17 protein-coding genes are annotated in these 19,652 nt (G+C 50.5%); 2 read left to right on the plus strand and 15 right to left on the minus strand.

Annotated elements, in window-relative coordinates:
- Positions 1-261 (plus strand): Ig-like domain-containing protein (locus tag AQR02_RS20100; RefSeq protein WP_187388816.1); only part of this gene is annotated, 261 nt, incomplete at its 5' end.
- Positions 262-382: 121 nt separating this feature from the next.
- Here AQR02_RS20100 and AQR02_RS20105 read toward each other — a convergent pair.
- Genes AQR02_RS20105 through AQR02_RS20115 form a run of 3 tightly spaced genes read right to left on the minus strand, consistent with a single transcriptional unit; the run spans position 383 to position 3,319 of the window.
- A complete protein-coding gene (locus AQR02_RS20105) occupies positions 383-2,161 on the minus strand; it encodes a hypothetical protein (protein ID WP_054942239.1) in 1,779 nt (592 codons plus the stop codon).
- 14 nt (positions 2,162-2,175) lie between these two features.
- Positions 2,176-2,709: a prepilin-type N-terminal cleavage/methylation domain-containing protein gene (locus tag AQR02_RS20110; protein ID WP_054942240.1), complete on the minus strand. Its 534-nt coding sequence runs from the start codon at positions 2,707-2,709 to the stop codon at positions 2,176-2,178.
- Positions 2,693-3,319 carry a prepilin-type N-terminal cleavage/methylation domain-containing protein gene (locus AQR02_RS20115; protein WP_054942241.1) on the minus strand — a complete coding sequence of 209 codons (627 nt, stop codon included), beginning with the start codon at positions 3,317-3,319 and terminating at the stop codon, positions 2,693-2,695. Before AQR02_RS20115 ends, AQR02_RS20110 begins: the two co-directional genes overlap by 17 nt.
- Before the next feature lie 196 nt (positions 3,320-3,515).
- Between AQR02_RS20115 and AQR02_RS20120 the strand changes: the two genes are divergently transcribed.
- Entirely contained in the window at positions 3,516-4,301 is a 786-nt protein-coding gene (locus AQR02_RS20120; protein ID WP_054942242.1) for an alpha/beta hydrolase, read from the plus strand.
- A gap of 120 nt (positions 4,302-4,421) precedes the next feature.
- Here the strand turns inward: AQR02_RS20120 and AQR02_RS20125 are convergent, their stop codons facing one another.
- The 12 genes from AQR02_RS20125 to AQR02_RS34660 all read right to left on the minus strand — a co-directional run.
- The gene (locus AQR02_RS20125; protein WP_148449171.1) at positions 4,422-4,868 is read right to left on the minus strand and encodes a hypothetical protein; all 447 of its coding nucleotides are present in this window, start codon (positions 4,866-4,868) and stop codon (positions 4,422-4,424) included.
- A complete protein-coding gene (locus tag AQR02_RS20130; RefSeq protein ID WP_054942244.1) occupies positions 4,843-5,502 on the minus strand; it encodes a helix-turn-helix domain-containing protein in 660 nt (219 codons plus the stop codon). The genes AQR02_RS20125 and AQR02_RS20130 overlap by 26 nt, the downstream gene beginning before the upstream one ends.
- Before the next feature lie 308 nt (positions 5,503-5,810).
- Positions 5,811-7,226, minus strand: coding sequence for an argininosuccinate lyase (gene argH / locus AQR02_RS20135; protein WP_054942245.1), 1,416 nt, complete (start codon positions 7,224-7,226; stop codon positions 5,811-5,813).
- A gap of 327 nt (positions 7,227-7,553) precedes the next feature.
- Positions 7,554-8,789 carry an argininosuccinate synthase gene (locus AQR02_RS20140; protein WP_054942246.1) on the minus strand — a complete coding sequence of 412 codons (1,236 nt, stop codon included), beginning with the start codon at positions 8,787-8,789 and terminating at the stop codon, positions 7,554-7,556.
- 612 nt (positions 8,790-9,401) lie between these two features.
- Positions 9,402-10,370 (minus strand): ornithine carbamoyltransferase, encoded by a 969-nt coding sequence (gene argF, locus AQR02_RS20145; RefSeq protein WP_054942247.1) that lies wholly within the window; start codon positions 10,368-10,370, stop codon positions 9,402-9,404.
- Positions 10,367-11,653, minus strand: a complete 1,287-nt coding sequence (locus AQR02_RS20150) for an aspartate aminotransferase family protein (RefSeq protein ID WP_245237635.1) — start codon at positions 11,651-11,653, stop codon at positions 10,367-10,369. The genes argF and AQR02_RS20150 overlap by 4 nt, the downstream gene beginning before the upstream one ends.
- A gap of 99 nt (positions 11,654-11,752) precedes the next feature.
- Positions 11,753-12,556: an acetylglutamate kinase gene (gene argB, locus AQR02_RS20155; RefSeq protein WP_054942248.1), complete on the minus strand. Its 804-nt coding sequence runs from the start codon at positions 12,554-12,556 to the stop codon at positions 11,753-11,755.
- Positions 12,557-12,596: 40 nt separating this feature from the next.
- Positions 12,597-13,829 carry a bifunctional glutamate N-acetyltransferase/amino-acid acetyltransferase ArgJ gene (argJ, locus tag AQR02_RS20160; protein ID WP_054942249.1) on the minus strand — a complete coding sequence of 411 codons (1,233 nt, stop codon included), beginning with the start codon at positions 13,827-13,829 and terminating at the stop codon, positions 12,597-12,599.
- Positions 13,830-13,850: 21 nt separating this feature from the next.
- The gene (argC, locus tag AQR02_RS20165) at positions 13,851-14,900 is read right to left on the minus strand and encodes an N-acetyl-gamma-glutamyl-phosphate reductase (RefSeq protein ID WP_222861277.1); all 1,050 of its coding nucleotides are present in this window, start codon (positions 14,898-14,900) and stop codon (positions 13,851-13,853) included.
- Positions 14,901-15,057: 157 nt separating this feature from the next.
- Positions 15,058-15,942: a YitT family protein gene (locus AQR02_RS20170; RefSeq protein WP_054942251.1), complete on the minus strand. Its 885-nt coding sequence runs from the start codon at positions 15,940-15,942 to the stop codon at positions 15,058-15,060.
- Positions 15,943-16,501: 559 nt separating this feature from the next.
- Positions 16,502-17,636 (minus strand): peptide chain release factor 2 gene (gene prfB, locus AQR02_RS20175; RefSeq protein WP_423802836.1). Its coding sequence is split into 2 segments (ribosomal slippage): positions 16,502-17,542 and positions 17,544-17,636, totalling 1,134 coding nucleotides; the frame shifts between segments, so codons are not numbered across the junction.
- Positions 17,637-18,042: 406 nt separating this feature from the next.
- A partial coding sequence (locus AQR02_RS34660; RefSeq protein ID WP_245237636.1) for a preprotein translocase subunit SecA occupies positions 18,043-19,652 on the minus strand: 1,610 nt, incomplete at its 5' end.

The raw sequence follows: 19,652 nt of genomic DNA on the forward strand, positions 1-19,652 counted from the left end.
GACATCGGGGTGGGGAGCGAGAATTCTCATGACCTGTTTAACATCAGGGATCTCACCTTATTCCCTGTGAGCATGACGCTGGCCGATATCGAAGGCAAGCTGGAATGGACCAGCAGCAATCCTGCTGTAGTTAGTGTAACAGGGAACGGCGTAATTACCGGTATCATTAAGGGTTCGGCAACGGTCACTGCCACCTATAAGGATAATCCTGCAATTAAAGATTCGATTCAGGTGAATGTGATTAATGAGGACCGCTACTAAAAGCGCTGTAAGCTAAAAAAATCTCTCCGTCCCCTGAGGATGGTAATCAAAAAGAACCCCCGGGTAATGCCAGCATGACTTTACTGGTACCCCGGGGGTTCCTTTCGGTTGATGATCTTTTCTAATCCAGCTTCACGCCTTCAACACGGATATTGACCGTATTAACACGGGGTAACCCTGCCTGCTGGTCGTTAAAGATCTGATCATTGTAGGTAGCTTTGAAGCGGATCAAGCTGTTATTAGCGGTAATTGCGATATCTCCAGTACCTTCTGACGCACTGCCGCGGACAGCATTGATCGTCAGGTCTCCTTTGGCGAAGAATCCGCCGCTTAGCGAAAAGATTGAACCTACACCGTACAGCTTCGCATCGGAATCCGTATAGAAGAACGCATCCAGCGGGGCAGGTTCATTATTCGTGAAGGCTGCCAGCCGGTTAATCAGAATTCTGCCTTGGGATATGAGCACCAGCTCTTTGTTATTCAATCCTTTGATCGAGGCGTCTTCGACAATGGTCGTGTAATCCTCTGCCGAGTCTGGTGCGGAAGCCCGGAGAGCAAAAATCGTCGAGTCGAATTCCACCTTCCCGCGGATTTCTACTTTCCCAGTAACAAGAATATTTGCCCGCACTTGAATCGGCGTAGCATTCCCGTAATTATTGATAATTAAATCTCCGTCAATGATATACCAGTTGCGGGGTGAGGTTGAGTTTTTAGCGCTTTGTGTATAATTAATTCCGCTTAGCTCGGTTCCATCTAACGTCAAATTGCCTTTATAGATTACAGATTTGCTCGGCTGAGTCAACTGCTGCACTGCAGTATTGTAATCCGTCAGATTCTTCTTGCCTTGTTCCGAAGTATCAGCAGGGTCAGGCTTGGAAGGAAGCACCGGATGATCAAATATAAATTGATAATTAGTGCCCAGATAATTAACCAGATTGCCGGATGCCAGGTTCTCAGAAATCTTCTTTCTATCCGCTCCGGCCCCTACCGCCTCAGCAATTTTATCGATAAAAGAGTACTCCACATTCACCTCAACGAAGCTGCGGTGATTCTTAATTTTCACGTTCTCCTGGGGGATTTTGCCGGTCATCGAGGTGGAGGGAGTAAGTTTATCCGCTGTAACCGGTTGTTCGCCCTGTTCCTGATAGACAAGCTTATTCAGTGATTGAACATGGGCTTCGCCCGAGAGCTCAAAGGGTTTGGATACAAAGGAGTGGTCTCTAGTTTTATACTTATATAGAGCGGTGTCACTAATGGTCAGTGTATTGCCGGCATATATATTACCCTGAATATAAGGCGAACCGTTAATGGTTAAATTATTCTCTGAACCCAAGGTATACTTCAGGAAATCCGGAAAAGTATCGATTACCACCGTCTGCGAAAGCGTCCGGGTTACACCGTTTACATCCGCCTCAGCAGTTAGAGTCAGTCTGTAACTGACCGATTGACCTGCCTGGGCGGGTCCGCTTTTTACAGAATTGACCTTAACAATTTTACCTACTGCAGTCACACCCTCAGTCTGAACCAGGTCGGTGCTTACCAGCAGTCCATTCGATCCGCCTGCCTGTAAACTTTGCAGAAAACTCGCAATCTTGCCATCCAGCTCATTTTGGCTTAAGTCAACACTCTTACCAACCTCTTTATTAAGGCTTGCAGTAATATAGGCTATCGCTTCATCGAGGGTCTTCTCCGCCAGGTGCAGGCTCTGAACGTCGTTCTTCCGTGTCTCCGTCCGCTGTGCCCCCCCGACTGCTGCGCTCAGCACACTAAGCCCAAGGATGGTAAGCAGCAAAACAATAAACATCACCAGCACAAGAGCGGATCCCTGCTCTTCCCTGAAGCGCCGTGCTGCTACTCCTAGTCTTTTATAAAAGATATGACGCTGTGACGGTTCAGACATCTGCCAGCCACCTCCTAAAATCCGAATTTACTTTCAAGTTCCATAGTGTAAGCTCTGCCGTCATACATCTGGGTAAGTTGTAACTTGATCTTTATAAGTCCGGTATCGCAGGAAAAGCCAGACTGGCAGGTCCTTCCATCAGCAGAGGTTGAAGAAATGACCGAACCCGTTAGACTAGAGTCAATGGAAGTCCGGGGGTCATTCGAATCAGGTACGGCCGTAATTGCCCCAATAACAAGGCTGCCTCCCGAAAAGGCGATCATCTCATCTGCAGCTGACCTTTTTTTCAGAGTAATCCCGTTTATGTTGGTGGTATTTATTACACTTTCGGGAGCATAGGTATATAGTTCATTAATAATTGTAGACATAATAATATCGGCTTCATCCCGCAAAGCGTTCTCGATCGTTATTTTATGATAACTGCGGAAGCCAAACATGGTTACCATTGAAATAATGCCGACTATCATAGAAAAGAGTGTTAAGGCTGCGATCATCTCGATTAAGGTAAATCCATGCTCCGACTTCAACCGCTCAGCGTATTTTTTCATCTGTAATATAACCCTCCACCACTGTACTGGCAGTATGGCCATTAGGGCCGCCAGGACCTGTTACCGTTACTTCTACCGGAATTAAATAAGGTGCCATCTCTTGTTTGCGGATATCCACCGTACCCGCCGTGTTGCCGCTGGTTCTGCCATTCCTCATTTCCTGATGCAGATTAGCCTGATAAGTAATATCCACCTGATAGCTGACATTATTGATTACCGGATTAAGCACATTGGCAAGTGTATTCACGTCCGTTATTATGGCATCATAGACGGCACAGCTTACCGAAGTCTCCGTAAGAGGAACACAGCCCGATGCCTTAATACTGGAGTGCCCTGCAACTGCAGGCTGCGTCCCTTGTGCCGGTGTGCCCTGAAAATACACGCTCATCGTCTCAAAATCCTGCTTCTCCATATAAAAAAGCGCGTTCCGCGCCAGATTGACCATAATTGTCTTATTCTGGTTCGATTTCGAGTAGGACAGCGCCCGGGTAAAATAAGAGGTTAGCACTAGGGATACAATCGAGAGAATGACAATGGCTGCCAGCACCTCAATCAAGGTAAACCCATTTTCTGTGCCCCCTGTTGTATTCCGTTTATCTTTCAATACCATCCGGTTCGCTCCTTATCCTGTTCTGCCTGTCATAAGTCCTATTTCCTGCACCGTTCTGAATCTTTCTACCTATTCCCATTATATTCTTTCATTAGTTGCCCCAGCAATCCTATTAGGCACAATTATTCTAGAGATTTCTACTATGTATATCGGTTAAGCGCTGTGCTATCATTTGTGCTAAAAGGAGGATGTATCCATGGCTTTAATAGAATGTAAATTTTATTCCGAAGTGCTCGGATTAAGCACCTCAATGACGGTTATTCTGCCGCAGCAGACGACTACGCAAATCGGCCTCAGCAATGTCAAAAGGGGAGATCTTCACCCGACACTCTACCTGCTGCACGGTTTATCCGATGACGACTCCATCTGGCTGCGCCGGACCTCGATTGAACGGTATGTGGCAGAGCTGGGTATCGCCGTAGTTATGCCGCAGGTACACCGCAGCTTTTATACGGATATGGCGGGCGGGGGCAATTACTGGACCTTTATCAGTGAGGAGCTGCCGGCGCTCGCACGCTCGTTCTTCCCGCTGTCACCAAAACGTGAGGATAACTTCGTAGCCGGTCTCTCCATGGGCGGGTATGGAGCGTTTAAGCTGGGACTGCGCAAGCCGGAGACTTTTGCTGCTGCAGCGAGCCTTTCCGGGGCGCTGGATATGGCGCATGATTTCATCAACTGGGAAAACCCTTCCCAGAAGAGCCGGGAGTATGAGCTTATTTTCGGGCAAGAGGATATCGACGGCACTCCCAATGATCTGCTGTGGCTGCTCAAGGAAGTAGACCGCTCCAAGGGACCGAAACCGCTTCTCTACCAATGCTGCGGCACGGAGGATTTCCTGTATGAAAATAATCAGAGCTTCCGCAAAGCCTGTGCCAAGACTTCACTATCTCTAACCTATGAAGAAGGTCCGGGCGCACATGAGTGGGGCTACTGGGATACCAAAATCCAAGATGTGCTGAAATGGCTGCCGCTAGGTAAATAATGAACACATCTTCTTAAATGAAGCTATATTAAACAAGCCAGTCTTTGTATAGACTGGCTTGTTACATTATTTGTTTTTACTAACTACCAGCAGGGATTCGATCCTGCAAAAATTTTTCCTTTATATTGAACGCCTTATACGTAGTATATATGGTAATATATCATTTCCCATGACATCATGAATGGAATATCCGGGTATGCTTGGAATTCGTTGACCATCAAAATCCTCAATATTCTTAGGCACATGCCAGTGCCAAGGGTCAAATTGTGTAATCTCATCCGGTGTTCCACCAGGATGGTAATGTGCATGGAACTTTTGGATAATCACTCCATTGTTCGCATACCAATCATAATAGTATTCGATGAGTTGATTACCCTCGAAAATTTCACGACATTTAAGATATCCATCATAATAGTGAAATGTAATCTTTGCGTTGATTTCTCTGCCTTTTTTGTGGTCCAACTCTCCTCTTGGAGTTTCAGAATAACGTACTTCTAATATTTCTTTGTAGAGGTACTCAAGGTTAGAAAAAACTGTTTTGTTAAGTCCGAGAAACTGCTGTCGCACTAGCTAACCTCGCTTTGTATGACCACCAAATTGAAGCGTCGGTATCCTCTTGTGTTAGCTCTCTGATTGTCTTGTCACCAAAAATCTCTTCAAATGATCCGCCGTAATTTTTTTCAAATTCCAGAATGGATTCTTTCAGATATGTAACCTCATCAACTGCAGGTTCTTGGTTTTCAGCTTCCCAATTTGCTTTAAGGACTGAAACAGAAACAGATTTACCATTTGCAAAGGTGACTACTGAATCTTCCGGGATTCTGGCCCAACGCTTTTCTTCTTTTTCAACTCCTTTAATCTTCCCCTCGCGAATCCAAGTGTTAATCGTCTGTACAGAAACACCAATATACTTGGCTACTTCTGTAGTCGAGAAGGATACTGAACTGGTTTGTTCGTTTCCTGATTCTTGCGAGATGTGTTGGAGCAACATTGAAGTATACTCATAGAGTTTATCCTTATCAAGTAAATAGGCTTCATCCCATAGGTTAATATAACGCTCAGCACCTTTAACTGTGACAAGCAGGTTTTTTAGAAGAGCCGCCGTAATTAGTATGTCAGTATCAACCATACTCTTCACGTAACTCTGAGCTGGAGCTCCTGTTAACATTGTTCTTTCAATAACTGTTGGACGCATGATCATATCACCTCTCCTCCTCATTATACAGTCTATGTTCAATTAATCAATAAAGTGAAAGTGAATTGAAAGAAAATTTAAATATTATTATTAACTTTTAATTATTTTTTAACCAATTTCCTAAGAAAAATTCAGTTTCCGAAAAAACCGCAGAAAGAATTATGTGAATAGATCAACTTGAGGTTTCCAGCTGATCGGATAAATAAGAAGACTGTCCTTTCCGTATATTTACGGTAAGGACAGTCTTCTGTCTAAGTCATATGTGATAAGATACTTCATCTGATCATGTCTGATATCCGGATTAACCCAATTGCTTATTCGGCACTCTTGGCATGCTGCGCTACCCATTTGCCCGCTTCCACTAAGGAAGCTTCAGCCCGTTCAATCGCCGCTTTAACCTGCACAGTGGCCGTGCCGCCGTAGACGTTACGGGCATTCACTACAGCCTCAGGCTGCAGAACAGCATAAATCTGGTCATCGAATAGCGGTGAGAACTGCTTGAATTCATCGAGTGTCAGATCGAGCAGGAATTTGCCTTCATTGATACAGTACAACACGGTTTTGCCGATCACCTCATGAGCCTGGCGGAAAGGCAGTCCCTTGCCTACCAGGAAGTCAGCGATATCGGTTGCATTGGAGAAGTCGGTATTGACCGCTTCACGCATCCGTCCTTTGTTCACCTTCATGGTGGAGATCATCGGTGCGAACAGCTGCAGCGCTCCTGTCAGTGTGGCTACTGTATCGAACATGCCCTCTTTGTCTTCCTGCATATCCTTATTGTAAGCCAGCGGCAGCGATTTGAGCACGGTCAAGAGACCGATCAGGTTGCCGTAGACACGGCCTGTTTTGCCGCGCACCAGTTCCGGCACATCCGGATTCTTCTTCTGCGGCATGATGCTGCTGCCGGTGCAGAACGCATCGTCCAGCTCCACGAAGCTGAATTCCGTGCTGCTCCACAGCACGAGCTCTTCACTGAGCCGGGACAAATGGGTCATGATCAGCGCGGCGTTCGCCAGGAATTCAACAATGAAGTCGCGGTCGCTGACCGCATCGAGACTATTCTCATACACACTGTCAAAACCAAGCTGCTCTGCCACAAAATGACGGTCAATCGGGAACGTCGTTCCGGCCAGAGCCCCCGCGCCCAGCGGAAGCACATTGATCCGCTTGTAGCTGTCCGTCAGGCGCTCCGCATCGCGGCGGAACATGGATACGTAAGCCAGCAGATGATGGGCGAACAGGATCGGCTGTGCGCGCTGCAAATGCGTGTAGCCGGGCACAATCGTCTCCACATTGTCTTTAGCCTGTTCAATCAGGGCTTCCTGCAGTTCATGCAAAAGTCCCACGAACTCCACTACCCGGTTACGAAGATACAAATGCATGTCCGTCGCTACCTGGTCGTTGCGGCTGCGTCCTGTGTGCAGCTTGCCGCCTACCGGACCGACTTCTTCGATCAGATTCTTTTCGATATTCATATGAATATCTTCGTCCGCTACAGAGAATTCAATCTCGCCTGCCCGAACCTTATCCAGCACCTTATTCAGCCCGGCCTTGATGATTTCGACATCCTCCTGCGGCAGAATACCGCATTTGCCCAGCATCGTCACATGAGCCAGACTGCCCTGCACATCCTCTTCGGCCAGCGCCTTATCAAATCCGATGGATGCCGTATATTCCTCCACCAGCTTGTTTGTTCCTTTGGTAAACCGTCCGCCCCAAAGCTTGCTCACCTGTTATGTCCTCCTCTGATGGACGATAGAAGGGCCGCTCCTGTCCTGACGGAGGAACGGCCTTCTAGTGTCCGCTTATATGATATGCTGCTATAAAACCGCTTATATAGACCGAACTTGTAATTTATATTTTGGGTTTAGCCGTGACTACAGAGAATGTTTGGACTTCCGGCCGCTGTTGTCTTCCGATTTCTTGATTTAACCGCTATTGGCGGTAGAAATCCGAAGACAAAGGCGGACGCTACCGCTCCTACAGTTCCAAAATCCCCTTCCGCCACTCTTCCCTCCTGTATGTTTTCAAGTACGATCTATATCGGCTAAAATAATCTACTTATTGGACTCTGCCACTCCGGCAGAAACCTTCAGACGCAGTGCATTCAGGCGGATAAAGCCTGTCGCATCCCCCTGGTCATACGCCTGGGTCGGATCTGCTTCCATCGTAGCGATGTCCGGATTGTACAGGCTGACCGGAGATTTCACACCGGCTCCGATGATGTTGCCTTTGTACAGCTTCACGCGAACCGTACCGGTTACGTTCTTCTGGCTCTCGTTCACCAGTGCCTGCAGCGCAAGACGCTCAGGAGCGAACCAGAAGCCGTTATATACCAGCGTACTGTAACGGGTAATCAGGCTGTCACGCAGGTTCATCACTTCACGGTCCATCGTGATGGATTCCATTTTGCGGTGAGCGGTGAACAGGATGGTTCCGCCTGGGGTCTCGTACACGCCGCGGCTCTTCATGCCGACAAAACGGTTCTCAACCATGTCCACACGTCCGATACCGTGCTTGCCGCCCAGCTCATTCAGCTTCTCCATCACCTGCAGCGGAGTCAACGCTTCACCGTTCAGAGCCACACAGTTGCCTTTCAGGAAGTCCAGCTCCAGGTATTCCGCTTCATCCGGAGCATCCTCAGGGGCATTGCTGAGCAGGAACATTTCTTTGTTCTCTGGAGCACTTGGGTCAAACCAAGGATCTTCCAGCACGCCGCTCTCATAGCTGATGTGAAGCAGATTACGGTCCATCGAATACGGCTTCGCCGCCGATGCCTGCACCGGAATGCCATTGGCTTCAGCGTAGGCAATCATTTCCGCACGGCCCGGGAACTGGTTGCGGAACTCTTCCAGCCGCCAAGGCGCAATCACCTTGATGCTTGGCGACAAAGCCGCCGCATTCAACTCGAAGCGGACCTGGTCATTCCCTTTGCCGGTTGCGCCATGGGCAATCGCTGTAGCGCCTTCGGCGATGGCAATGTCCACCATACGCTTAGCGATCAGCGGACGGGCAATGCTAGTTCCGAGCAGATACTGGCCTTCATACAGCGCACCCGACTGGAACATCGGATAGATGAAGTCATTCGCGAACTCGTCGCGCAGATCGTCGATGTAGACCTTCGATGCGCCGGTTGCCAGCGCTTTTTCCTCCAGACCGTCAAGCTCTTCCTTCTGTCCGATATCGGCAGTGAAGGCAATAATCTCCGCATCATAGGTTTCTTTCAGCCATTTCAGGATGACTGAGGTATCCAGTCCGCCGGAATAGGCGAGTACGATTTTTTCTTTTGCCATGGGGGTGCAACTTCCTTTCGGTGTGGGGGTATAGGATCAACTTCAGAATATTGCTTAAACAACACCGGTGGCCGGACGCAGGCTGCGTGAAGGTTTGGACTTTCGGCCGCTGTTGTCAGCAGATTTCTTGATTTGTACCGCTGTTCGCGGTGGAAATCCGCAGACAAAGGCGGACGCTACCGCTCCTACAGTTCCAAACTTCACTCCGCTGCTTAGCACCGGAATTGTAACGCGTCATAATCTAAGCTCATCCTATATAGTGTTTTATATAGTATAAGACCAAGTAAGGTTCTTTACAGAATCAAACCGGAATATATTTTAAAAGTTAAGCTGACTTGATATACCGCAAGTCCCGCTTCAACAGGTACTTCCCAGACATATTAGTTGGAATTCCTCCACCTAGATCCAGGTTGGACGGTCATATCTGCGTCTTAGGTGGAATCTCTCCACTTATATCCGTTTACATACCACCTTGGTGATACTTTCCGAAAAATTAAGTGGAGATTATCCAACTAGAATTTGATTGTAGGTGTTTGAACGGAAATCAAGCGGTGAAATTCCAATTAATCATAAATCAGATAGCTACAACAAAAGTAGCAGAACTGCCTCAGCTTAGCCCATGAGCGCAGCCATCAGCGCTTTTTGCGCATGCAGGCGGTTCTCAGCCTGGTCAAAGATGACCGAGTTCGGGCCGTCGATCACGCCGGTGCTGACCTCTTCCTCACGGTGGGCCGGCAGGCAGTGCAGGAACAGGTAGTCGCTCTTCGCGCCTTTTACCAGTTCTTCATTGACCTGGTAGTCCTTGAACGCTGCTTCACGCGCCAGCTGCTCGGCTTCAAAGCCCATGCTCGCCCATACATCTGTGTAGATGACGTCAGCATCCTGCACCGCTTCCTGCGGGCTGCGGGTGATAACGATGTTCGCGCCGGTCTCTTTACCAATCTCACGCGCCTCGGCAACTACTGCTGCGTCAGGCTCATAGCCTTCCGGTCCGGCAATCGAGACATGTACGCCCAGCTTGGCCCCGCCGATCAGCAGGGAATGCGCCATGTTGTTGCCGTCGCCGATGTAGGCGAGCTTGAGGCCTTTGAGCTTGCCTTTATGCTCGTAGACCGTCTGGTAGTCAGCCAGTACCTGACACGGATGTGCCAGGTCGCTTAGTCCGTTGATTACGGGTACTGAAGCGAAGCGGGCCAGCTCCTCCACCTTATCATGACCGAAGGTACGGATCATGATGCCGTCAAGGTAACGGGACATAACCTGTGCTGTATCGCCAACCGTTTCTCCGCGTCCAAGCTGGATGTCATTTTTGCTGAGAAACAGCGCATGACCGCCAAGCTGAAACATTCCGACCTCGAAGGATACGCGTGTGCGGGTCGAGGATTTTTCAAAAATAAGTCCAATTGTCTTACCTTTCAGCGGCTGGTAGACCTCACCGTTCTTTTGCTTCTGCTTCAGCTCTATAGCCAGATCAATCAGATATGTGATTTCCTCCGGACTATAGTCGTTCAGCTCCAGCAAATCACGGCCTTTGAGCTGCTGTGCGATAGTCGTCTTATCGCTTTGTACTCCCTGGCTCATGAATGTGCCTCCCCGTTAACTTTGTTAGCATAAGTATGAATGAGCTGGACAAGAATGTCCACCGCCTGGCGGATCTCATCCTCACTCACATATAGATTAGGCAGCAGCCGGATCACGTTCGGTCCGGCCTGCACGAATAACAGTCCCTGTTTCTGTCCGGCCAGTACAATATCCCCTACCGGCTCTGCACACTCGATCCCGATCAAGAGGCCTTTGCCGCGGATTTCCTTCACAAAAGGCGTATCCGCCAGCTGCTCTCTCAGCAGTCCGCGCAGGAACTCGCCCATCTCCTCGGCACGCTGCGGCAGCTCGTCTTCGAGCATGGTCTCGATCGTCGCTTCCATCACCGCTGCAGCCAGCGGCGTGCCGCCGAAGGTGCTGGCGTGGCTGCCCGGGCTGAATGCTTCGCGCAGATATCCTTTGCCGAGCATTACGCCTGCCGGAAATCCGCTGGCTACCCCTTTGGCCAAGGTGAAAATATCCGGCTCAATGCCGTAATGCTGATGTGCAAACAACTTGCCTGTACGGCCCATGCCGGTCTGCACTTCATCCACGAGCAGCAGCAGGCCGTGCTCTTTGCACAGCTCGACTACAGCATCCAGGAACTCCTGCTGGACTTCCAGCACGCCGCCTTCAGCCAGGATCATCTCCAGCATAATCGCTGCAGTATTCTCCGTAATGGCTGCTTTTAATGCCGGCAGATCATGCAGAGGTACGGTCTTGAAGCCCTCAGGCAGCGGCAGAAAGCCTTCCTTCACCTTTTGCTGCCCGGTCGCCGTCAGCGTCGCCAGGGTACGTCCATGGAAGGACTGCTCAAACGTAATGATTTCATAGCGCCCCGTTCCCTTTACCTTCTGGTGATAGCGGCGCGCTAGCTTAATCGCGGCTTCATTCGCCTCTGCTCCGCTGTTGCAAAAGAACACCTGATCCGCACAGCTGTTGCCCGTAAGCAGCGCAGCCACCCGGTCCTGCCCCGGAATGTGGAACAGATTCGATACATGCCACAGTGTATCAATCTGTGCCTTCAGCTTCGCGCCGACCTTCTCGGGAGCATGGCCCAGACTCGTCACCGCGAGTCCGCACATGAAGTCGAGATATTTGTTGCCCTGATCATCCCAGACCCAGCTGCCTTTGCCCTTGACCAGACTAAGATCATATCTGGCGTAGGACGGGAATACCGCACTCAGCTTGGCAGGAGCAGCCTCCTGAACCTCTGTTTCCCCTGAACGGGTATCCGCAGCCCCTGTTAAAGAATCTTTTTCCGCCTGTGTAAGCTCACTCATTCTTAGTCACTCTCCCACCATGCTGCTTCCGGTAAACCGGCAGCGCTCTAATTTTGGTAATACCGCCCATGCGACTTGTCTCGACTCTATTGTAACAAACTACGAACGGATAATTCTCGTGCCCAGCTTCTCCCCGCCCAGCACACGGCTCAGCACCTGGGGCTCCTTGCCGTCTACAATAACAACCTCGGACACGCTGCCCTGGATGCAGTCCATAGCGGCCCGCACTTTAGGAATCATTCCGCCGTAAATCTCGCCGCTGGCAATTAATTCTTCGATCTCTGTCACAGTCACCGATGGAAGCACGACCTTCTCACCGCCAATCGTCCGCATAATCCCGGGAACATCCGTAACCACAATCATGGAAGGCGACTCTACAAAGGAAGCCACCGCACCTGCCGCCGTATCCGCATTAATATTGTAACGCTGCCCCCCGGCATCTACACCTATAGGTGCAATAACCGGGATATAACCGAGTGCGATAATGCCCTTTACGATCTCCGCTTTAACCTCGGTGACCTCTCCTACCTGTCCTACTTCATCGCTGTTGGCTACGGGCCGCGCTGTAATCAGATTACCGTCAACACCGGACAAACCGAGAGCCTGCCCGCCACTTCCCTGGATTCTTCGGACAATCGCCTTATTGATGCTCCCCGCGAGCGTCATCTCTACGACATCCAGCACTTCTTCCGTCGTCACCCGCAGACCGTTCACGAAACTGCTCTCAATCCCAAGCTTCGCCAGATTGCCGGAAATCGCCGGCCCGCCGCCATGCACGATCACAGGCTGAACCCCGCTGCCCTGCAGCTCTCTTAGATCCTCAAAAAAAGAATCCGGCAGCGCAGCCAGCGTACTCCCGCCGCATTTCATCACGAACAGCTTCTCATTCTTTTGATCCGTCATTATCTCGGTACCCTCCTTATGGACTTATGCCAGCCGCCCGTCAGGTGCGGTATGCAGCATTAATGCGCACATAATCATAAGTGAGGTCGCAGCCCCAGGCTGTTGCCTTACCGTCGCCGTCGGACAGAATCACAGTAATCAGCACCGTATCCGTCTTTTGCAAATAATGAAGAGCCTTCTCTTCATCAAAAGGCACCGGCCGCGACGCACGCAGCACTTCTATATCACCCAATGAAATATCCACCTTCTCCGGCGATACCGGAACCCCGGCGCGTCCCACCGCTGCAATAATCCGCCCCCAGTTGGCATCTGCGCCAAAAATCGCCGATTTCACCAGACTTGAGCCGACCACCGTCTTCGCAATTGCGGCTGCAGCTTCATCATGTACGGCACCGCTGATCTGGACCTCAATCAGTTTCGTCGCCCCTTCACCGTCACGGGCAATCGCCTTCGCCAGATGCTGGCACACATGCGTGAACGCAGCGGCAAAAGCATGCCAGTCCGGATGCAGCCGTGTCAGCTTCTCATTGCCGGCCAGCCCGCTGGCCATCGTCACCAGCATATCATTCGTGCTTGTATCTCCATCCACAGTAATCATATTAAAGGTAGTATTGGTAGCCGTTCGCAGCAGACGGAGCAGGTCTTCTCCCTCAATCACAGCATCCGTCGTCATGAAGCCCAGCATCGTTGCCATATTCGGATGAATCATTCCTGAACCCTTGGCCGCTCCGGCAATCGTCACTTCTTCTCCGCCTACGAGCACTTTGACGCAGCATTCTTTTTTCACCAGATCCGTTGTCAAAATCGCCTGGCAGAACTCCTCTGCACCAGCAGCGCCTCCATCCAGCTTCTCCGGCAGTCCGGCAATCCCGCTGCGTACACGGTCCATCTTCAGCAATTCGCCGATCACACCAGTCGAAGCGACAGCAACATCCTGCTCGTTCACACCTAAAGCTCTGGCCGCGGCAGCACGCATCTCGTATGCATCGGCTTCGCCTTGATCACCCGTACAGGCATTAGCATTCCCGCTGTTCACGATGACAGCCTGCAGCGTACCATTCGCGAGACTTTCACGCGTTACTTTGAGCGGCGCTGCCTGAAATACATTGGTCGTGTACACGGCTGCAGCCGTTGCCGGAACTTCGCACAGAATGGCCGCAAGGTCGTTGCGCTCGGTTTTTTTGAGGCCGCAGTGCAGCCCTCCGGAGGTGAAGCCCTTTGGTGCAGTAATACTTCCGCCTTCTACGACGGTATATGCTTTGTTCTCGCTCATTGTATGTTTAACCGCTGAACCTTAAGGATACACTGGTGTGTAACCAAGGCCGCGGGTTTCCTCCCATCCCATCATCAAATTCAGGTTCTGAATCGCTTGACCTGCTGCGCCCTTAACGATGTTGTCAATGACGGACACAATGGTTACCCGACCTGTACGGGCATCTGTGGAGAAGCCGATATCGCAATAGTTCGAGCCGCTGACTTCTTTTGTTGCCGGAAGCACTCCAGCAGCGCGGACCCGCACAAACGGCCTGCCTGCATAATATTTACGGTATAATTCCACAAAATCCTGCTCGCTGTAATCCCCGTTCATCCCCGCATACATCGTGCTCATAATTCCCCGGGTCATCGGCACCAGATGGGTAGTGAACGTCACGGTTACCTTTTGTCCTGAGATATCAGTAAGTACCTGCTCAATCTCCGGAATATGCTGGTGTTTATTAACTTTATAAGCCTTAAAGTTCTCATTCACCTCGGCAAAATGAACCCCAAGATTCGCTCCCCGGCCTGATCCGGAAACACCCGACTTCGCATCAATAATAATACTCTCCGGTCTGATCCAGCCCGCTTCTACTGCAGGGATCAGCCCAAGCAGCGTAGCTGTCGGATAACAGCCGGGATTGGAGATGAACTCGGCACCTGCCGCACGTTCACCATACACTTCGCATAAGCCGTAGACCGCCTTCTCCAGATAAGCTTCGGGCGGAGCCGTGTGCTTATACCATTGTTCATATTCCGCGCCGTCCTTGAGCCGGAAATCACCGGACAGATCGACGACCTTCAGACCCGCTTCCAGCAGCTGCGGCACCAGCTTACCACTGACACCTGACGGCGTTGCTGTGAACACAACATCCGCTCTGCCGGCGATTTCCGCCGGATCTACACCGTCCAGCTTGCGCTCCACGATCCCTGTCAAATGCGGAAACCCAAGTTCGATAGGCTCTCCCGCGCTTGACGAGGAAATTACCGAAGTGATCTCTATATCCGGATGGTTCTGCAGCAGCCTGATCAGCTCTACGCCCCCATATCCTGTCGATCCAACAATCGCCGCTCTCAGCTTGCCTCCCACTGTCATCCCCGCTTTCTGACTATTTCTTCAATGCATACCGTCCTGCAAATATGTATTATTATACGACCGAATTAATATAAATACAACACGTAACGTTAACTTTCTTGGAGAGCTTAATTGTAAAAAAAGAGAAGCGCAAGCCTCTCCTATGGAGATTCTACGCTTCTCTTTTAAACCCTTCACCCAGCACCTCGTGGGCCTCGGTAATAATAACGAACGCACCCGGATCCACGGAGCGGACAATTGCTTTTAGCCGGGTAATCTCATTCTGGCCGACTACCACCATTAGCACCGTACGATTGTCCCCCGTATAACCGCCCTGCGCATTCAGCTTCGTCAGCCCGCGGTCCAGATCATTCAGAATCGCCTGCGAGATTTCCTCCGTCTGATCCGAAATAATATAGGCCACCTTAGTTACACTAAAACCCACTTCCAGTGCATTAATGACTCTGCCGGTCACAAACAATCCAATCAGCGCGTACATAGCCTGCTCCATGCCCAGCACAAAAGCCGCCAGCGTGATGACCGTACCATCCAGCAGCACTACAGACAGCGAGAAGCTGAAGCCGGTGATTTTCTGAATAATCTGCGCCAAAATCGTAAGACCGCCAGTAGATCCGCGCCCGCGGAACACCAGCCCCAGCCCTAATCCCACAGCAATGCCCCCATAAATCGAAGCCAGCAGTGGATTGGTGGTCGGAACCGGACCATCCTTGGTCAGATAGATAAATAGCGGCAGCACAAAGCTGCCCAGCAGGGAGCGCATGCCGTACTGCTTGCCGAGGAAAATGACACCGAGAATGAACAACGGTATATTGAGTGCCCACTGGGTAAATGCCGGCTCCGCGCCAAACCAGGCTTCTGCGAGTACGGACAAGCCGGATACCCCGCCCGAAGCGATCCGGTTCGGCAGGAAAAAGAGGTTGAATCCCAGTCCGGTAATCAGCGAGCCGATTAGAATTAACGCTACATCCACCGTATGGCGCAGCGGCCCGTTCAGTGGAATCAGCGGAGGTTTGTTGCGTGAATTGACTTTTTGCATATCTAGCTTCTCCTTAAGATGTAATTGGGGCATCACTTCAATAAATGATATAGGTTGTCCAGTATTTATACTTCCTATCTGATCAGTCAAAAGTTCTTGTAGAAGAATCAAGGTTCATTCTAATCATTAGCAGTTGACGGAGGGCACTGAAACGTAGATAACAGGAATGACTCCCTCTAATCAGAGAGAGATCCACGATTGTATGGGATTAGCGGGGAAACCTCCCTCTAGATTCGGCCTTTCGTCACGTTTAAGTGCATTTGAGCAAGATTACAGGGAGGTATTCCCGGTAGTTCAATTATGTAGGACTTTTTCTATAAATAACGGGACTTCTTCCTCGTATTCGTTCAGGTATTGCATGTTGTATTGGTGATGCATCAGGGTCACTGCTCCATCCTGCTCAGTATAATTATCCATAACGAAATCCAGACACGAAATCGTTGATGTCGAGCGCGATTCGCTAGTTTCCTGGTGCTGTAGGGTTTTTTATTGTTCTGTTCCTATTATCTCTCCAAAAAAAATCCCTACACCTCCGAAGACGCGTAGGAATACAGTTTGCTTATTCAACTTCAGTCTTAATCTGGCTGCGCAAATATCCGTCAATAAACGGATTCAGATCGCCATCCATTACCGCTCCTGTGTTCCCGGTTTCCACGGAAGTACGGTGATCCTTTACCATGCTATAGGGATGGAACACATAAGAGCGAATCTGGCTGCCCCAGGCAATATCAGATTGCTCACCGCGAATCTCATCAAGCTGCTGCTGCTGTTCCTGCAATTTCCGCTCATACAGCTTCGAACGCAGCATTTTCATCGCCTGCTCCCGGTTCTTGATCTGCGAGCGTTCGTTCTGGCAGGTAACAACCACGCCTGACGGCAAGTGGGTAATCCGCACCGCTGAATCTGTTGTATTGATGTGCTGACCGCCCGCGCCACTGGCCCGGTACGTATCGATTTTCAGATCCTCTGTACGGATCTCCACATCAACATCATCGGTAATCTCTGGAACCACATCACAGGAAACGAATGAGGTATGGCGTCTTCCGGAAGAATCGAACGGCGAGATACGCACCAGCCGGTGTACACCTTTTTCAGCCTTCAAATAGCCATAGGCGTTGAAGCCCTTGATCAGCAGCGTGACACTCTTGATGCCCGCTTCGTCGCCCGGCAAGTAGTCGAGTACCTCAACCTTGAAGCCGTTCTTTTCGGCCCAGCGGGTATACATGCGCAGCAGCATTTGTCCCCAGTCCTGGGACTCCGTTCCGCCCGCACCCGGATGCAGCTCCAGAATAGCATTCAGTTTGTCATACGGCTGATTAAGCAGCAGTTGCAGCTCAAAGTCATCGACTTTGCCGGCTACAGCGCGGATCGTTCCCGCAACCTCTGCCGCCAGCTCTTCGTCGCCTTCTTCATCGGCCAGCTCCGCCATCATTGCGGCATCATCATACTCCTGCTGCAGCTTCTCAAACTGGTCCACGGAGGATTTCACCGCATTCATTTCACCGATGACACCCTGTGCCTTCTCGGGATCATCCCAGAAGCCAGGCGCAGCCATCTTCTCTTCAAAGTTCGCAATCATCTCAAGCTTGAGGTCTAAGTCAAAGAGACCCCCTAAGGTTGGTTAGTTTCTTGCCTATTTCACGCAGATCCTGCTTTACGTTGGAATCGATCAATGGGATCACTTCACCTTTCATAATAAAATGCTGGGCCGGGCCGCCCGATTGGAGCCTTTGTAGATCCGGTTCTATTATGCCGCTTTACGGAGTTGACACTTCAAAACTGCAATCCCGGTTAGAACGCAGCTCCAGGGAATGTTTGGACTTCCGGCCACTGTTGTCTTCCGATTTCCTGATTTGAACCGATGATAGCGGTAGAAATCCGAAGACAAAGGCGGACGCTATCGCTCCTACAGTTCCAAACTTCCCTTCCGCTACTCCCACCTGGGTTATGTTTTTTGAAGCTCTCGCTCCTGCTCCGCGGCGCAATTCCCAAATCCCCAAAACTCCAAAAAAGCGGCCGGGCCGCAAACGGGGTGTCCCCCGGGCCCAGCCGCTTTTTATTGTCATTATAAACCTAAAGAATTAACACAATTCTTATATCTTATGCGTTCTGGCCGTGGCAGTTCTTGTACTTCTTGCCGCTGCCGCACGGGCAAGGGTCGTTGCGGCCGATAGCAGCCTCAACATGCACAGGACGTTTCTCAACCGGTTCGGCGTTGGTGGAGATTTTGTCCTCCTCCACTACCGACTGCCGCTCCTGATTCGTTTCGATGTGCGCCTTCATAATATAAGTAGCGACTTCTTCCTGAATGCTGGCAGTCATGGCGTTGAACATCTCAAAGCCTTCAAACTGATATTCACGAAGCGGATCGGTACCGCCGTAAGCGCGAAGGTGAATCCCTTGACGGAGCTGATCCATTGCGTCAATATGATCCATCCATTTGCTGTCTACGGAACGAAGCACGATAACCTTCTCGAATTCACGTACCAGCTCAGAGCCGAGACGCTCTTCACGTTCGGAATACTTCTGCATCACACGGTCGAAGATGTATTCGACGATTTCTTCGACTTCCTTACCCCAGAGATCATCACGGGTGAGGGCACCTTCATCCAGCAGCTTGCTGTTCACATAATCAGCAACCTCTTGAAGCTCCCAGTTTTCCGGAATATCATCACTGCAGTGTGCACGTACCACACGGTCAATGACCGGCTGGATCATTTCCGTTACAACATCTTTGATATTATCGGATTCAAGAATTTCACGGCGCTGTTTGTAGATAATCTCGCGCTGCTGATTCATTACATCATCATATTGCAGTACGACTTTGCGGATATCAAAGTTATTGCCTTCCACCCGCTTCTGGGCAGATTCAACGGCACGGGTAATCATGCGGCTCTCAATCGGCTGATCTTCTTCAAATCCGAGACGGTCCATCATATTCAGGACATTGTCCGCGCCGAAACGCTTCATGAGCTCATCGCCGAGGGATAAATAGAACTGAGTCGAACCCGGGTCGCCCTGGCGTCCCGCACGTCCGCGCAGCTGGTTATCAATCCGGCGGGATTCATGGCGCTCCGTACCAATGATATGCAGACCACCGAGATCCGTTACACCTTCACCCAGCACAATATCGGTACCGCGGCCAGCCATGTTCGTAGCGATTGTTACGGTTCCCGGTTGTCCGGCATGCGAGATAATCTCCGCTTCGGATTCATGATGTTTAGCATTCAGCACTTGGTGTCTTACACCTTTGCGCTTCAGCATTTCCGATACGCGTTCGGAATTCTCGATCGATACGGTACCTACCAGCACCGGTTGATTCTTTTTATGGCGTTCAACGATCTCTGCTACCACCGCGTTAAATTTGCCGTTCTCGCTCTTGTAGACCACGTCAGGCATATCCACACGCTGGTTCGGCTTGTTCGTAGGAACCTGCAGAACTTCAAGACCGTAGATTTTTTTGAATTCCTCTTCTTCCGTCTTCGCAGTACCTGTCATCCCGCCAAGCTTGCGGTACATCCGGAAATAGTTCTGGAAGGTGATTGTAGCCAGCGTCATGCTCTCGTTCTGTACCTCGATCTCTTCCTTCGCTTCGATCGCCTGGTGCAGCCCGTCGCTGTAACGGCGCCCAGCCATCAACCGGCCCGTAAACTCATCGACGATGACAACCTCATCACCATTCACTACATAGTCTACGTCACGGCGCATAA

Source organism: Paenibacillus ihuae, from assembly GCF_001368795.1.
In the GTDB taxonomy this organism is placed as follows: Bacteria; Bacillota; Bacilli; order Paenibacillales; family Paenibacillaceae; genus Paenibacillus_AQ; species Paenibacillus_AQ ihuae.

Excerpts from the sequence above, each read along its gene's own strand:
- argF (WP_054942247.1), bottom strand. The coding sequence starts at position 10,370 with ATGAGCCAGGGAGTACAAAGCGATAAGACGACTATCGCACAGCAGCTC.
- AQR02_RS20130 (WP_054942244.1), bottom strand. The coding sequence starts at position 5,502 with ATGATCATGCGTCCAACAGTTATTGAAAGAACAATGTTAACAGGAGCT.
- AQR02_RS20150 (WP_245237635.1), bottom strand. The coding sequence starts at position 11,653 with ATGAGTGAGCTTACACAGGCGGAAAAAGATTCTTTAACAGGGGCTGCG.
- argJ (WP_054942249.1), bottom strand. The coding sequence starts at position 13,829 with ATGAGCGAGAACAAAGCATATACCGTCGTAGAAGGCGGAAGTATTACT.
- AQR02_RS20105 (WP_054942239.1), bottom strand. The coding sequence starts at position 2,161 with ATGTCTGAACCGTCACAGCGTCATATCTTTTATAAAAGACTAGGAGTA.
- AQR02_RS20170 (WP_054942251.1), bottom strand. The coding sequence starts at position 15,942 with ATGCAAAAAGTCAATTCACGCAACAAACCTCCGCTGATTCCACTGAAC.
- AQR02_RS20115 (WP_054942241.1), bottom strand. The coding sequence starts at position 3,319 with ATGGTATTGAAAGATAAACGGAATACAACAGGGGGCACAGAAAATGGG.
- AQR02_RS20120 (WP_054942242.1), top strand. The coding sequence starts at position 3,516 with ATGGCTTTAATAGAATGTAAATTTTATTCCGAAGTGCTCGGATTAAGC.
- AQR02_RS20110 (WP_054942240.1), bottom strand. The coding sequence starts at position 2,709 with ATGAAAAAATACGCTGAGCGGTTGAAGTCGGAGCATGGATTTACCTTA.
- argB (WP_054942248.1), bottom strand. The coding sequence starts at position 12,556 with ATGACGGATCAAAAGAATGAGAAGCTGTTCGTGATGAAATGCGGCGGG.
- AQR02_RS20140 (WP_054942246.1), bottom strand. The coding sequence starts at position 8,789 with ATGGCAAAAGAAAAAATCGTACTCGCCTATTCCGGCGGACTGGATACC.